Source organism: Gulosibacter sp. GYB002, assembly GCF_036577665.1.
Taxonomy (GTDB): domain Bacteria; phylum Actinomycetota; class Actinomycetes; order Actinomycetales; family Microbacteriaceae; genus Gulosibacter; species Gulosibacter hominis.
In genome coordinates this window covers 110,847-125,853 of the sequence record NZ_JARBDD010000009.1, presented here as the reverse complement: position 1 = coordinate 125,853, position 15,007 = coordinate 110,847, and the positions used below count along the sequence as shown (strand labels likewise).

Sequence of the window (15,007 nt, the reverse complement as noted above, 5' to 3'; positions counted from 1 at the left end):
GCATTCGAAACGGATCGGTCAGACCCCGATCCATGCAGCCTTCATTCTAGCCACCCACACCTATCGAACACCCGTACATGACGCTCATGGCTGGCGAAGCTACGAGACGCTCGGAATCCAAGCTGCCGTAAAGAGCAGCTCAACATTGACACTCCACCGCCCCGTAATAACACTGGGTGCGCCCAGTGCAGCTGAGCGCTTAGCGGCAGCAATCGTGCCACGAAATGTTGCATCGGGATGTAACTCAAGGTCACAGTCATCAAATTCGAGCCACACGCCGGTGAGCGGATACCACGCCTTGAAAATGCTCTCTTTTGCACTGAACAACAACGTACCCCAAGGCACCTCTGGATGCAGCTTATCGAGCAACGCCAAACGATCACGCTCAAGGCGATTAGTCACCACCCGCTCACTCCCGAGTGGGAGCCGAGCCCGAACTTCCGCATCAATACCGACTCCGACCAAGTCACCCCGTCGCGCCACCGCAGCGGCGCGGTAGTCACGGCAATGGGTCAGGCTCCCAACCACCCCATCGGGCCACACCGGCCCCCGCTGCCGCCCCGTCGGAATGGCAACCGGAGCTACCCCCAGAGCCTCAAGTGCCCGCCGGGCACAGTGACGCACAGTGAGGTACTCAGATTGACGCGACGGTACCGCCTGGGCGATTGCAGCTCGCTCACTTGCCCAAACCACAGCAGGATCAACATCCCCTCGGCACGACACCACGGCAACTCCCCTAGGCAACAGTTGCTCGAGAGCGGTGCTCCACACATCCATATTAGGTTAGCCTAACCTAATATTCAGGAGAAGGGTGTGACCTTCCCATGCCCTCCCTGACTGCTAAGGAGAAAACAGCACAGACCATGCAACCCGAACAGCAACGTTCAACCATGCCACTCCCCATCATCGCCGTCTGCGGCGCGGCAATCGCTTTCGACGGCTACGACCTTGTCGTCTACGGTGCAACACTGCCCGCCCTCAGAGACCTCTGGACCCTCTCGCCGGAGACCAGTGGACTGCTCGGGGCGCTCCCCCTGCTGGGGATGCTCATCGGCGCCCTCTGCGTGGGTAACGCCACCGCACGCTGGGGGCGCAAACGCGTCTTCCTTATTTCACTGCTGGGCTTCTCAGCACTCACCGCCTGTTGCGCATTCGCACCAACGCCAACGATCTTCGGGGCGCTCCGTTTTCTTGGCGGGCTAGGGCTCGGCGCCATCATGCCGGTGGCAGCCACACTCACCACTGATTCCGCACCACGGAACCGCCAACACCTTTCCTACGTGATTATGCAGTCAGGCTATCCACTAGGAGGAGTGCTCGCCTCACTCACCGCCCTGTCGCTCATCCCTCTTGCAGGGTGGCAAGTCATGTACCTCATTGCCGCAGCACCAATCCTGCTTGTCGTTCCACCCGCGTGGCGACTTCTTCCCGAGCCCCGGGATGAACTACAGGCGCAAGCCATTGCGCAAGCGCCCACTGCAGCCTCAACGACTGCAGGACTACGCACCCTGCTCGCGAGCACACACCGCGCCCAGACACTGCTGTTCTGGGCCATGAGTTTTTGCTCACTACTGTTTGTATATGGCATCAATACCTGGCTGCCCACGCTCATGCTCGATTCTGGACACGTTCTCCAGTCAGCACTGAGCTTCCTACTCGCGTTCAACGCTGGCGCGATCACCGGGGGCATCATTGGCGGCTGGGCTGCTGACCGCTGGCAGCCCCGCACAGTTGTCACGCTCTCGTTCATCATCGGTGCAGTAGCGGTAGCAGCTCTCACCTTCGTGACCTCCGAGGTGTTCCTACTTATGGTCGCCGCTCTAGCTGGATACGGCGCAGTTGGCACGCAGACGCTCATCAATGGCTGGGTCACACGCTCATACCCGGTGCATGTACGCACAACCGGCATCGGCTGGTCACTCGGCGTTGGTCGGCTAGGGGCCATCAGCGGACCGCTCATTACTGGCGCGGTGCTCACGGCAACGGGCGGAGGAGCCGCCGCTTTTCTCACTTTCGCGGGAGTCGGGGCAATCGGTTCAGTCTTTGCACTCACTAACACGCAAGCGCGCCTACCAATCACTCATGAAACCGACGCGACCACACGTCGTTCACCGAAGAAATCACAGGAACAACCCGCCCATTAGGGAAGAGTGCGGGCTCACTCTCATTGCGTGAGCCCGCACTGGACATCTCTGTTAGCTGTCTCGCTGTTCTCGTTTGTTTACTTTCCCAACCCCCGTATGAGGAAACGAAGAGACAATCTCGACAACATCGGGAATCTTGTAGCCCGCCATTCCCTGCTGCCGCAGGAAGCGCTTCACTGCCACGGCATCAAGACCACCCGCTGTGGCTTCAGCGCGAGGAATTACATATGCCTTCGACCGCTCCCCCAAATATTCGTCAGGAACCCCTACCACCGAGGCGTCGTGCACATCGCGGTGCCGCAACAGCACATTTTCAACCTCTTCCGGCGCGATTTTCTCACCACCGCGATTTATCTGGTCTTTCGCCCGCCCCACCACGGTCAAATTGCCACGAACATCACGTTGGACAATATCACCAGTGCGATAAAAGCCGTCATGAGTAAAGCTGCGCAAATTGTGCACCGGTGCTTTGTAATAGCCTCGGATAGTATATGGACCTCGAGTCAAAAGATTTCCTGGACAACCGGTTGGGACTGGGCTGTCACAGTCGTCAACAACTTGCACTTCGTCAGCAGGCGATATTGGTCGCCCCTGAGTAGTGTAAATCGTTTCAGGATCATCGTCTAGACGGGTATAGTTTACCAACCCTTCCGCCATGCCGAACACCTGCTGTAAAGTCACTCCAAACTCGCGAGGAATTCTTCGAGCGACGGTCTCGCTCAATTTGGCGCCACCCACCTGCATTACCCGCAGCGAAGACAGGTCGTAGTTCCCCAGCTCCAAAGAGTTGAGCCACGCAAGTGCAAGGGGCGGGACCAATGCCACCTGGGTGACACGATGTTTCTCAACAAGCGGAAACACGGCATCCGGGCTTCCAGTTTTCGACAGCACAATCGAACCACCCGCCAAGAACATTCCAAGAATGCCGGGAGAGCTCATGGTGAAGTTATGCGAAATCGGGAGCACTACCAGTTGCACGGTTGTCCCAGAAACACCACAAATCTTATTACTCTCACGCACAGAGTAGAGATAGTCGGCGTGTGTGCGTGGGATCATCTTTGGACGCCCCGTAGTGCCGCCGGACAGCTGCAAGAAAGCCACGTCGGTCGGCAACGCATGACGCTGCAGCGGAAGTGGATCATGCTGCAGCAGACGCACGAAATCATCACCTTCGGCACCGCGGTCAAATATGAACGCGTGCGTCAACGAAGGCTGCGTCGCACACAGTTGATCGGCGAGCTCACGCAGGTCGGCAACTCCGTCGCGTGCAGTCGTGACGACTGCGGTGGCCTCAGTAAATTCCACAAAATACTCAAGTTCGTTGCGCCGATGCGATGCAAGTGCAAATACGGGTAACGCACCGATCCTGAACAGCGCAAAAACTGTAGACACATACTCGAAGTTGTTGGGCAAGTGCACCACAACGCGGTCACCGCGAGCGATGCCATGGGCTTTGAAACCAGCTGCCAGCCTGCGGGACTGGTCATACACCGTCGCATAGGTCAGCTGATTCTCACCGTCAATAACTGCAGTCCGATGTGGAAATCTTTCGGCAGTTGCGTCGAAGCTCTCAGCGAGCGTTTCGTCAAGCCAGTAACCTGCCGCAACATACTTTGCTACCAACTCATCTGGGTAGGGAACTACCCCATCGAGCTGCAGGGGGGCCAGTTCTTCAAATGCAGCCTTCATTCAGCGACCTCCCGCTGATCTACTCGAGTTGACCCCATCTGCAAGTCGACCCAGTGGTCATCAACCCAGGAGACCACATCGGTTTTCGACATTCCGTTCGGCTCTCCATAGACGATGTCCCAACCAGCCGGCACAGGATGAGAGCAAGGCCAAATCGAGTATTCACCCGCGCTATTTCGTAACGCGATAAACAGTGTTCGTTCATCATCAAACACGCTAGCCATCAGAAATTATTCCTTACTCAATCGTGACCGCCGAAAATTCTGGCGGTTTTTAAACGTGTAGGGATTTCGACTCACACACGGCAGCAACGATCTCTTGTGCCCGAATTGCAATATTCGACAGCAACGACGAGGTGAGTCCGTGCGTATGCTCCACGCCGCCGTTGAGATACACATTGCCAGGCAAACCCGTCGCCCGCAGTCTGTAGTCTCGCTCCACAAAAGGCACTTCCCCTGAAAAAGCATGCTCCACGTCGAGCGATTCCCCAAAGAGTGATCGGATTCCCTCTGGGCGGAACCCAGTGGCATAGACCACAGCGTCGACTTCGAGCGTCCGGCTCGAGCCATCGACAAGACTCGAGAGCTTCACCGTGACCCCAGAAGAGCACTCCTCGAGATCCGCCACCTGTGTACTCGGATGCACGAATAGCCGACGCCGCCCGTCGACAGTTTCTTCGTATTCACGACGGTACAAATCTTCGATGAGTTCACTATCAACCGCTGCATAGTTCGTGGAGTGGTGGTATCGAAGGAGACGCTCACGATATTCAGGCGGCGCCTCGTAGAAAACATCAACCGTTTCTGGGTCGAAGATTCGATTAGCGTAGGGCGTATCGTCGGCTGGTGAGTATCCGAATCGACGCAACGAAGCGTGCACCTCAGCGTCCGGGAATGCCCCATGCAGATAGCCGGCGACCTCCGCCGCGCTCTGCCCAGCGCCGATCACCAAGAAGCGTCGATTGAGGCGCCCCGGCACCTCACGCAGCTGCGTTAAAAGTTTGTGATTGTGAAAGACGCGTTTACTAGCGACCACACCTTCTGGGAGGCAAGGCTGAATACCAACGCCCATCACGACGTTACGCGCGCGAACTGTCTCGATTGTGCCGCACTCACCGCGCAAGAGCACCTCAAAGCAACTATTCCCGCGGTCGATCCGCTCCACGCGTGTGCCATACCGCACCGGAACGCGCAACCGGTCCGCGGCCCACCGCAGATATCCATGAAACTCGTGTCGACTTGGGAAGAACGACTTGAGATTGATGAACGAAGTGAGCCGACCATTGCTGTGCAGATAATTGAGAAAGCTGTACGACGAAGTTGGCGCGCGCTGCGTAACGAGATCTTTCAAGAAGCTGATTTGCATGGTGCTTTCTGGCAACAGCATGTCATCATGCCACGAAAACTGCTTCTGCTGCTCAACAAATAGTGCTGAAATTTGTTGCGGTTGTCCCGCAGCCTGCATCTCCTCTACAGCGATCGCCAACCCCAGGTTGGCCGGACCTAGACCCACCCCGAGAAAGTCAACGACACTCCCCGGCGCGTTGGGCATCGAAGCCGATGACGCCGCCCCCATCGAGTTACTCGAGCGGGGATCTACGAACGCTGTAGTCATGGGCGAATGTCGCACCTTTCATGATGTGTGTCACCTGTGGCCTCAACGCCTGGACCCTGCAGTCGTCAACGCGGTCGGCACCGAGGCCACATCCGATTGGTTAGGTAAGGCTAACCATAGCTAGTATTACCTGAGGTGAATCCGACCGGCAACATGACCACGCCAATCATCCCGTTATCACGAAGCGATCCCTTGCATACCCCGCCCCCCAACTCGACCAACCTCGTAGCGGTTACTGACGTATCCATTTCCAGGCGCAACGAGGAACTCCCCCGCCCCGAACACGTCACATTCGAGGTGAAGAAGGGAGATCGGCTGCTGGTGCTCGGGCCGAGCGGATGTGGAAAATCCACACTCGCATTAGCACTGACCGGGCTCATCCCCCACATCGTTGATGCCCAACTCACCGGCGCTGTGGCCTTCCAGGGCATCCCCACGACCCACCGCGAGCTGCATGACATCACCGAGCAGGTCTCCATCGTGTTTCAAGACCCCCTCGCGCAGCTGTTCACTGAATGCGTCTTCGACGAGGTCTGTTTCGCACTCGAAAACCGCTGTCTCCCCGTCACCGAAATCGTCGCTCGAGCCACCAAGTCACTCAACGATATGGACCTCCTCTGGGCCCGCGATCGCCCAGTCACAGAGCTTTCCGGTGGCGAACAACAGCGCCTTGCTATCGCCTGTGCGCTTGCGAGCAAATCCAGCATGCTGGTCCTTGATGAGCCCACTGCGAATCTCGATCCACAGGCGCGTTGCCGCCTGTACGAAATCATCTCCGAATTGCCACCAGCAGACGCTCCCGCCATTGTGCTCATCGAGCACAACATCGACGATGCACTACGCCTCGTGAATCGCATCGTGGTGCTCGACGAACGCGGCAGCGTGGTGTCCACCGGTTCACCACGCGAAGTATTTGGGCGCTCCAATACTCAGCTACGAAGACTCGGGATCCGCCTTCCGTTCGCCACGCAAACGTACGAAAGACTCACCGAACTCGGCCTACTTCAGCCGTCACAGCGCCCGCCCATCACCGACGATGAACTGGCGGACGCACTGCTGCACATTGAACGCCGCGGCTACACGCTTGCTGCGCCCAGAACCACATCCAGATCAGAGGCACCTCCCGCCCTGATAGCGCGCGATCTCACGGTACAACGTGGCACAACAACGGCATTGCAGGACGTGTCGCTAACAATTCCGCGCGGAGAAATCAGTGCAATCATCGGCACAAGTGGTGCAGGCAAGACCACTCTCTTGCACTCATTCGCCGGGCTGGTCAAGCCTCAACACGGCACCTTGCTGGCTAACAACCAGCGCATCACCGCCAAAGGTGCCAGTCGTATCGGTCTCGTTTTCCAGAACCCTGAGCATCAGTTTGTCGAGGCCACCGTGCGTGACGAGCTGACCGCCGCCGCGAACCCACAAATCGATCGCGACGCTCTGCCTCAAAAAGTGGATGACGAGCTCAACCGAATCGGCCTGAGCGATCTCGCCGATCACCATCCCACAACGCTCTCAGGAGGGCAAAAGAGACGTCTATCAGTAGCGATGGCCGTACTTGGAGGCCACGACATAATCGCCTTCGACGAACCAACCTTCGGCCAAGATGCGGCCACCACGGCGGTCCTATTCGAACTGTTCCAAGAACTCAACGAACGTGGCTGCACCGTGATAATTGTCAGCCACGACATGCAACTGGTTGCAGATATCGCGAGCTACGCTGTTGTGCTGCACAAGGGACGAGTACTCGCCCGTGGTCCAGCTGAAAGCACGCTAACCCCCGACGTGCTGCACCAGGCCGGTCTCCGTCTACCCCCGCTGGCCGAGTGCGCAGCGAAATTACCCACCAGCTCACCCTTCACACAACTCATGAGAGCTGCCGACCTGCAGCGCATCGAGGAGTGTTCCTCCGGCACAAGTCAGGTTGCAATCTCAAGGGCCACCGCACCAGGTGCACAGGCCCCCGGCAATTCGGCCAAAACACAGCAGAAACTACAAACAGCTTCCGACAAACGTCATTCGCGGCGTTTGCCCTGGATTGCACGGCGTAATCCGCTGGCACGTTTACTCGCCTCGATACCGCCCATTGTCTGGACTTTCATCAGCGATGACATTCGGGTGTCAATCTCGTGCGCTTTCGTGGCGGGTGCACTCATACTCTTAGGGCTGCGTCCCCGCTGGCAACATGCCCTGCTCGGTATCCTGCTGGTGCCCCTTGCCACCGTTGTGTTGACATTGCTGTTTAGTCTGTGGATTGATCCTGAGCGGGCGGCATCTCAGAGTTGGACAGATGCCGTCGAGCTTTTACCTGGACCGCTCGGGACGATCACGCTCAGCACGTTTTCGATTGCGTTCGTCACCGCGGCGCGAATTGCGGCGATCGGGATGCTTTCACTTTTGGCTGGTCTACAAAGCTCGAGAACTGGACTCATTGATGCGCTTATGCAAAACGCGAGGGTTCCATACCGGATTGGCTTCACACTTTTTTCGGCGCTCGGCTTCGTGACGCGGCTCCGAGTCGTTTCACGACAGATTGATGCTGCCCATCGGGTGCGCGCTGATGCTCAGCATATTGGATGGTCGGGTTCAATTCGCCGCCGGTTCGGTTCGGCAGTAGCCCTTTTGGTAGACGCGGTGCAACATGCACAGCGAATGACCATCGCCATTGAGTCACGAGCTTTCGGCGCACACCCGACACGGACCTGGCGACGCATTTCACGCTGGAGCGCCGCGGACACCGGCTACATCATTGCGCTGACAGCAGCCACCCTCGGAGGCTGGCTCTGGCTCACGCTGACATAGCCGGTGTTCCACACTGACTATTTCTTTGCGGTGTTTGCGTTTGAACGGATACTGGTAATCACACCAGTACGCGCTACGGCGTTGCTGATCAACAGCCCCACCGCGACGATCACAAGTGCCGAGAGCACTGCCACCGCCCAGTAGGTTGCCATTACGGTTGGCGCCGTTTCAGGCGTGGCAATGGCCCGCAAACCGATCACGGCGAGAACGACAATCACGAATACGTTCGAGATCACGTGCATCCACCAAGACCAGACGCGATACAACCCCACGGCAAACACAATTTCCTGTAGCAGCCCTACGGCGGCCAACGATACAAATACCATTGGCCCGTGGGTACTAAAGGGAATGTTGATGAGCCCCACTACCACCATGGCCAGTAGCGCGACGCCGGGCCGTCGGATTAGTGATTGTGCGAGCACGCCCGGAAGCAGTTTTACTGCTGCCAGTGCCGCATAGAGCGGCGGAAATGCCAGCGCTGGACCCGACGATGAGAACAGCGAAACTGGCGTAATGATCATGCCACCAGCGGCTCCGATCGCAGCGGTCGTTAACAAGACGGCAGTCGCAATCTGTTTACGTCTGCGCGAATCGACCGGGCTTTGCGGAACGTTTCCTTCCGGGGCTTCAACCCGTGTAGCCGGGTCAGGAACAATCGTCATGAGTTTCCTTTCTGAACTTCCTAAATGTGAAGGGGCTAACGTCGAGAAAAATCGGCGCAGAGCGTTTGCAGCACGCCGAACCAGGCGGCGAGGTCATGGCCGCCCGCAAATTCGTGCACTTCGGCGTCGCCACCCACGGCTGTCATCTCGCGAGCAAGAGTGGCCGCGAATTGTTGCAGCGACGGTTGCCCCGCGGTCGAGGTACTTTCGTTCGTACCCACGTAAAGCTCCAGTCGCGTGCCCTGCTGCGCTAGGCGGGTAAGCACCCGGCAGGCTTCTTGTTGCTGTGGTGACGGTGCCGCAGAGACTAGGACAGCGCGGTGTGCACCAAGAGCGGCTGCGACCGTCAACGCGGTAGTGGCGGCAGCCGAAGCGCCCACGACAGTGTGAACAAGGGCCTGTGAACCCAGTGTTTGCTGCACGCGTGCCGCCAAGGCTGCCGGATGGGCGGCATCAACATAGCGCTGCTGTCGTCCTCGGTTTGCCAGATAGGCGATTCGTGCTTCGCTTGCGGCGAAATGCTCGTGGGCTCGCAGCAAGACCTCACCATCAAGCATGAGCAGATCAAGCTGCGGGATCGCATTTGCGAGCTCTCCGCCTGCCCAGTGCAACGTATGCGCACCGTCGACTTCAACGGTATTGAGAGTGGGAGCTGCTCTTGTGAGAAAGCTCCAGTCAAAGGGTTCGTCGGTCGCGGTGTCGAAGACCGCGACGTTGGGCGCCGCTGACGTGCTCGGTTCAGCGCCAATGAGCCGAAACAAACTCGGAATGTCAGGCCGTTCGACTGTTATCGCAGCGTCGAGAGCACTGGCTCGCGACATGCGGTCAGCGAACCGTTGAGTGGGGGTGAGGGCCGCTGACTTAACACCACGACCGGTTACTGCCGTGATATCGGGTAAAATCGCCCAACTTACCCGTGCCCCCACTGGAAATCGTGCGTCTAGAGTCCACAGGCTTTCGCCCGTGCGTGAACCAACGACGTCGGCACGAGCCATCGGAGTGGGTTCAGGGCCATTGAGAGCAGGACACCACAGCGCCGGCTGGGTGGACCCCCGCCACGTGAACTGAACCGGGACACCTTCAGGTTGGAGATCGGCGCGCCTGACCACTATCTGAGAGTCTGCCTGCGATTTATCGGTTCGTGGCCCACGCTCTATTGCATTCTTCATTACAGCTCCTGTTCCGCAGCCAACCGGTGCAGTTCTGCATTGATCTGCGGGCCGATGACGCTGATGGTGTCGAGCGACAGCATGTCTTGGTGCGTACTGTCGACTGTCACATGGCGGATGTGTCCGTCAACGTAGGGCAACCAGCTTCGCCAGTCGATCGCAAGACGGTGAGAAGAGCGCGCAGCTTCAAAAAACAACATGTTGCCGCGATAGGTCTGTCGTTTTGCCGACGCCTCGAGTTTCGGCCCGGCATGAAAGTTGTCGACCATGCATTTCGGGTCGAACTGAGTCAGACCGCTGAGCAACGGGTTTGCTTCGGAGAGCAGCCTTCCCGCCTCTTCGTCGGTGAGTACTGCCGCGCGTTCGAGATCAATGTCGACGCCGAGCATGCCAAGTGCCGACCGGAAGGTTTCCGCTCGCGTTGGTGCCTGGCTTCCCCATTCAGCACGCGGATAGGCATCGAGGAGCGCAAGCAAACCAACTTCCCTACCGCGACGTTGCAGCTCTGCCGCGATGCCATGAGCCACGGCACCGCCGAACGACCAGCCGACCAAATGAACTGGCGCGTCGGTTGCGCGCCGGACAATGAGGTCGGCCCAGTCGCTCACCAGCTCTGAAAAGTCGACAACCGCCTTGACCTGGCCGTTGAGGTTGTGTGCCTGCAGGCCAATGAGGCTGTGGGGAGAGTCGATGAAGTTCCGTAGCGGTGCATACCCCCAACTCATCCCCGCGAGTGGAGGCACAAACCATACGGGCTCCTGAAGTGAGTCGGGATTCCCACGTATGAACAGTTCCATGCCGAGGGGGTCACTGCGCCAAGAACGATCTTCTTGAGATTGATCAGTTGTGCTGTTGAGGAACGCAACACAGGCGCGGGGCGTAGACGCACTCAGCAGATCGCTGAATGCCATTGGAGTTCCAGCTGCTGAAAGCGAAGCGAGCTTGTCGATGAGCTGTGCGGCAAGCAGCGAATTGCCTCCGAGCGCGAAGAAATCATCTTCCGGCCCGCAGCGATCAGTCAGCTCAAGTACCTCAGTAAAGATATCGGCAACCCGACGCTCCAGGTCGGATGCGTAGTTCCTTCCGCCGTTCAGTGCAGGCGGCTCGGGAAGCGCTGCCAGATCGACCTTGCCGGAGGCACGACGCGGAAGGCCCCCAACCGTAACAATCCGGTCTGGCACGAGTTGTATGGGCATCCGCTGTCGGCAAACAGCGCGAAGATCTGATTCCAGAAGATGCGTTCCCGCTGCAGGAACCACGTAGGCAACAAGCTGTTCGTGACCTGATTCCACGCTCCGAACCGCTACAGCCGCTTGTCGCACCCCCGCAAGGCCTTCAAGGGCGCGCTCGATTTCGCCTGGTTCGATACGGAATCCACGCACTTTAATCTGGGTGTCGAGGCGTCCGATAAACATGAGTTCACCGTTGGCGTTCCATTCGACGCAATCTCCGCTGCGATGCACACGTTCACCCGCTCTGAACGGGTCGGCGAAGAAGCCACGGAGAGTGCTCTCGGTGTCACCCACGTATCCGTGTGCAACCCCTTCCCCTCCAATCAACAGTTCGCCGGGAACCCCAATCGGAACCAGGTGGTTCTGGGTGTCGACCACGTAGCATCGCGTCCCCGGATCAGGCACGCCTATGGGTACAGCGCCACCCGCTTGAGCTTCCACCCGATGGGTGCTGGTATTTACTGTTGCTTCTGTGGGCCCGTAGGCGTTCCATATTCGGTGAGTCATGCTGAATTCACGGGCGAGTTCACGCGAGAGTCGTTCGGCCCCCACAATGAGTTCAACGTCAGTGGGCAAACACGGTTTGTCGGGGAGCGCCGCCAGGAAGCTCGGCGGCACCGAAACCGCGTCGATTCGCTGATCACGGATGAACTCGACAAACTCGCGGCTCGGCAGGCGAAGTGCGTTCGGGATCACCACCAACTCGCCGCCTTCGCAAAGAGTGCCGCACAGCTGCCAAAACGCTGCGTCGAATGATGGGCTGGCAAAATACAGCACCCGTTTACCCAGTGCAGCACTGAATCGGTTGCGTTGTGTAACGATGAGCTTGGTGATTCCCCGATGCGGCACGGCCACCGCTTTCGGTGTACCGGTCGAACCGGACGTGAAAATCACATACGCCGTGCTCTCGAGCCGCTCTGGGTCGGTGCTGTCACGGATCCCTCGAGCAAAAGCATCGAGGGCGTGCCCAGGAATCTCCGCCAGCGCATCGCGCATTGCGGCAGAATCAAGACGGAGGTGCAGTGCAGTCTCAGGCACCTCAATTTCGTCTTCACACCCACTCGTGAGTACTACGCTCGGCGGCATGAGCTCCATCATCTGCGCTTGCCGCTCGGCTGGGGTGTCTGGCTCGACTGCCATGAAGGTCGCCCCACTGAGCAGCGTCGCCACGTGAGCAATGACCATGTCGAAGGTACGCTCACTTGCCGCCGCGACAGTATCCTGCTCGGCAACAGCACACACTCGTCGCAAGTAGACAGCGAGTCGAAGCGCCTTGTCTGCAAGCTCGCCGTAGCTCATGGTGTGAAGCGCATGCATTGAACCGGTTTCGCCAACCTTCTGGGCAGTGAGTGCCGGTTGGTTCCGGTATCGCTCCACCGCACGCAGAAAATGCTGGCCAAATGTTGCAAGCGGTTGGCCATGTTCCTCACCTGCCCAGTCGCCGAGCAAGCGTTTCTTTTCTGCAGCAGGAACCAACTCAAGCTCTCGCAGAGGACGATTCAAGTTCGCGTCTCGCAACAGCTCACCCGCGATGTGGGCAACGGCCCGAGTAAGCCCGCGTGCTCGCGAGTCACTGATGCGTGAAGCATCGTATTCGAGCACGGTTGTCGCTCCCGCTTCGCCGTCGACCAGCGCAAAAGAAAGCGGCGCTTTTGGTGAGCGCGGTGGAATTATGTGTGCCTTGATGCTGACGGAGCCACGCGTGGTTTCAGTTTCACGCTCGTCAAATGAACTTACGAATACATCCGCCAGGTTAACGCCGTCACCGTATTTTGCTTGCACTGCGGAGAACGACACCGTGGAGTGTTCGAGCGCGCTCAGCACACTGTCGCGCACAGTGTCGAGGTACTCGCGCACTGTACCGTCACCGATGCCACTGTGACGCACCACGACTGTATTCGTCGCGCAGTCAACCATCTGTTCGGCACCGACGAGTTCGCGTCCAGCAACTGCAGACGCAAGTAGAAGATCGTCACCGGCACGTACTCGTTCAAGTACCAGCGCAACTGCAGCATGGATGAGCATAAACGGGGTGATACTGCGTGTTGCGGTGACGGCCGTGAGTCTTTCCCGCGCCGCGATGTTGAGGGGACAGAGCGAATGGCCGACTGTCTTGAGGGCTCCTGTCGGTTCTGTCGGCAACTTGCCCGCCCCCTGATGGCCACTTAGCTGCTCGCCCCACCAAGCGAGCTCGTCATCATGACGCTGTGCTTCGAATCGGTGCTGAGCAGCCGCAAACTCGTTGGTAGTCCATGGAAGTGCAGCGAAAGAAATCTGTTGTTCGCCAGTCAACTGCGCTTCGCATGCGGCAGCGAAGTCATTGAGCAGGATGCGAAGCCCATGCTCATCGGTGAGGGCATGGTGTACTACGAGAGCAATCTCGTACCCACCGTCATCGCGCACAGCTGCGCATATGGCGACTGGTGGTGCATCCTCTGGGCTAATGGTCGTTTCGAGCAAGTGAGCAAGCTCGGTATCGATGACGTCGCTGGCAGATTGACTAGTGCCTGGCAGAATGCGCAGCGTTGGAGCATCACTGTGCACGTGAATCTGTTGCCTACCGTCAATATTCGGGAAACTCGTTCGCATCGCTTCATGGTGAAGGGCTGTCTCTTGCCATGCAGCTTGCAACTGTTGCGGGGTGAGCCCGGCTCCACTGGTCTGCAAAACCCAACGAACCGGAATCTGGTAGGCGGCATGCCCATCGACGCGTGCTGCCAACAGAATGCGTTGTTGTGCTGGGCTCAGTTGATGAGCTGAGTGTCGGTCCTGTGCTTTGGCAGACTCGAGATCTTGAGCATTGTTTTTTGCGGGTTTCTCTCGGATGAGTCGCGCAAGCTCGACGGGAGTTGGAGCAGCGAAGAGGTCACGCAGTGAGAGGACAACGTCGAAGCGTTCGGCTAGGTCGGTCATGAGCTGCAGCGCACTCAGCGAGTGGCCTCCCCGCTCAAAGAAACTCTGGTCTTCGGCAATCGGAGCAGCGAGGATCTTTCGCATGTGGTTGCGGACCAGGCTCACCACTTCGCTGTCTTCGACACCACTGGAGTGACTAGCGTCCTCATCGACAAGCTGCTGAACAGCCAAGTCACGCAAGGCTCGAAAATCGATCTTCCCCACAGGGGTGCGAGGCAACGCCGCGGTGCGGAGGATGAATGAGGGAATGAAGTAGTCAGGCAGTTGCCGCGCAAGGGCAGCAGTGAGTTCAGCGTCGCTCGGTGCGCCGCGAGAAACCGCGGAAACAAGTCGCGACGTATCGCCGACATGCACCGCGAAGGAAGCGGCTTCGGCCACCCCGGGAATGGCTTCCAGGGCCTTGGTGAGTTCAGCGGGTTCCACACGGAAGCCGCGGATCTTTACCTGGTCATCACTCCGACCGCGGTGGGTAAGACGCCCATTTTCCCACGCACACAGGTCACCGGTTCGATACATTCGCGATCCGGGTTGCCCATAAGGATCGGCGACAAATCGCTCCGCAGTCAGCCCTGGCCTGCCGAGATATCCTCGAGCAAGCATGGGACCAGCAAGATAGAGTTCGCCAACTTCTCCTTCGGCGCAGGGCACAAGTTGATCATTCAGGACTCGCACGCTGCTTCCGCGAATTGGTTTCCCGATTGAGCAGTCGATGCTGCTGTTCCGACGCTGCGATGTGGAAACCGGCCGTGCCGTCGCCATAGACACTCTTTCTGCTGATGCTG

General features: G+C 58.4%; 9 protein-coding genes. 2 read left to right on the top strand and 7 right to left on the bottom strand.

The genetic code is table 11. The features are described 5' to 3' along the window. Window positions 1-99 precede the first annotated feature (99 nt). On the bottom strand, window positions 100-777 hold the full coding sequence (locus tag PV375_RS06235; RefSeq protein WP_201612947.1) for a 4'-phosphopantetheinyl transferase family protein: 678 nt from the start codon (window positions 775-777) through the stop codon (window positions 100-102). Between the two features lie 113 nt (window positions 778-890). Between PV375_RS06235 and PV375_RS06230 the strand changes: the two genes are divergently transcribed. After that, window positions 891-2,144: an MFS transporter gene (locus PV375_RS06230; RefSeq protein ID WP_332106590.1), complete on the top strand. Its 1,254-nt coding sequence runs from the start codon at window positions 891-893 to the stop codon at window positions 2,142-2,144. Between the two features lie 51 nt (window positions 2,145-2,195). Here PV375_RS06230 and PV375_RS06225 read toward each other — a convergent pair whose 3' ends face one another. Genes PV375_RS06225 through PV375_RS06220 form a run of 3 tightly spaced genes read right to left on the bottom strand, consistent with a single transcriptional unit; the run spans window position 2,196 to window position 5,384 of the window. Then, entirely contained in the window at window positions 2,196-3,833 is a 1,638-nt protein-coding gene (locus tag PV375_RS06225) for a (2,3-dihydroxybenzoyl)adenylate synthase (RefSeq protein WP_201612943.1), read from the bottom strand. Then, window positions 3,830-4,057, bottom strand: coding sequence for an MbtH family NRPS accessory protein (locus PV375_RS10555; RefSeq protein ID WP_201612941.1), 228 nt, complete (start codon window positions 4,055-4,057; stop codon window positions 3,830-3,832). Before PV375_RS10555 ends, PV375_RS06225 begins: the two co-directional genes overlap by 4 nt. 49 nt (window positions 4,058-4,106) lie before the next feature. Then, window positions 4,107-5,384 (bottom strand): lysine N(6)-hydroxylase/L-ornithine N(5)-oxygenase family protein, encoded by a 1,278-nt coding sequence (locus PV375_RS06220; RefSeq protein WP_269141173.1) that lies wholly within the window; start codon window positions 5,382-5,384, stop codon window positions 4,107-4,109. 198 nt (window positions 5,385-5,582) lie between these two features. On the opposite strand from PV375_RS06220, the gene PV375_RS06215 reads away from it, so the two are divergent. Next, entirely contained in the window at window positions 5,583-8,249 is a 2,667-nt protein-coding gene (locus tag PV375_RS06215; protein ID WP_332106589.1) for an energy-coupling factor transporter ATPase, read from the top strand. Window positions 8,250-8,266: 17 nt separating this feature from the next. Here the strand turns inward: PV375_RS06215 and PV375_RS06210 are convergent, their stop codons facing one another. The 3 genes from PV375_RS06210 to PV375_RS06200 all read right to left on the bottom strand — a co-directional run bounded on the left by PV375_RS06210 (window position 8,267) and on the right by PV375_RS06200 (window position 14,648). After that, on the bottom strand, window positions 8,267-8,911 hold the full coding sequence (locus tag PV375_RS06210) for an ECF transporter S component (protein ID WP_201612937.1): 645 nt from the start codon (window positions 8,909-8,911) through the stop codon (window positions 8,267-8,269). A gap of 35 nt (window positions 8,912-8,946) precedes the next feature. Beyond that, window positions 8,947-9,672 carry an alpha/beta hydrolase-fold protein gene (locus PV375_RS06205; RefSeq protein WP_201612935.1) on the bottom strand — a complete coding sequence of 242 codons (726 nt, stop codon included), beginning with the start codon at window positions 9,670-9,672 and terminating at the stop codon, window positions 8,947-8,949. Between the two features lie 407 nt (window positions 9,673-10,079). Then, window positions 10,080-14,648, bottom strand: a complete 4,569-nt coding sequence (locus PV375_RS06200; RefSeq protein WP_332106588.1) for a non-ribosomal peptide synthetase — start codon at window positions 14,646-14,648, stop codon at window positions 10,080-10,082. Window positions 14,649-15,007: the final 359 nt, after the last annotated feature.

What these genes read in the sequence shown, in the direction of transcription:
- PV375_RS06235 (WP_201612947.1), bottom strand. Translation starts at nt 777, where the DNA reads ATGGATGTGTGGAGCACCGCTCTCGAGCAACTGTTGCCTAGGGGAGTT.
- PV375_RS06230 (WP_332106590.1), top strand. Translation starts at nt 891, where the DNA reads ATGCCACTCCCCATCATCGCCGTCTGCGGCGCGGCAATCGCTTTCGAC.
- PV375_RS06225 (WP_201612943.1), bottom strand. Translation starts at nt 3,833, where the DNA reads ATGAAGGCTGCATTTGAAGAACTGGCCCCCCTGCAGCTCGATGGGGTA.
- PV375_RS10555 (WP_201612941.1), bottom strand. Translation starts at nt 4,057, where the DNA reads ATGGCTAGCGTGTTTGATGATGAACGAACACTGTTTATCGCGTTACGA.
- PV375_RS06220 (WP_269141173.1), bottom strand. Translation starts at nt 5,384, where the DNA reads ATGCCCAACGCGCCGGGGAGTGTCGTTGACTTTCTCGGGGTGGGTCTA.
- PV375_RS06210 (WP_201612937.1), bottom strand. Translation starts at nt 8,911, where the DNA reads ATGACGATTGTTCCTGACCCGGCTACACGGGTTGAAGCCCCGGAAGGA.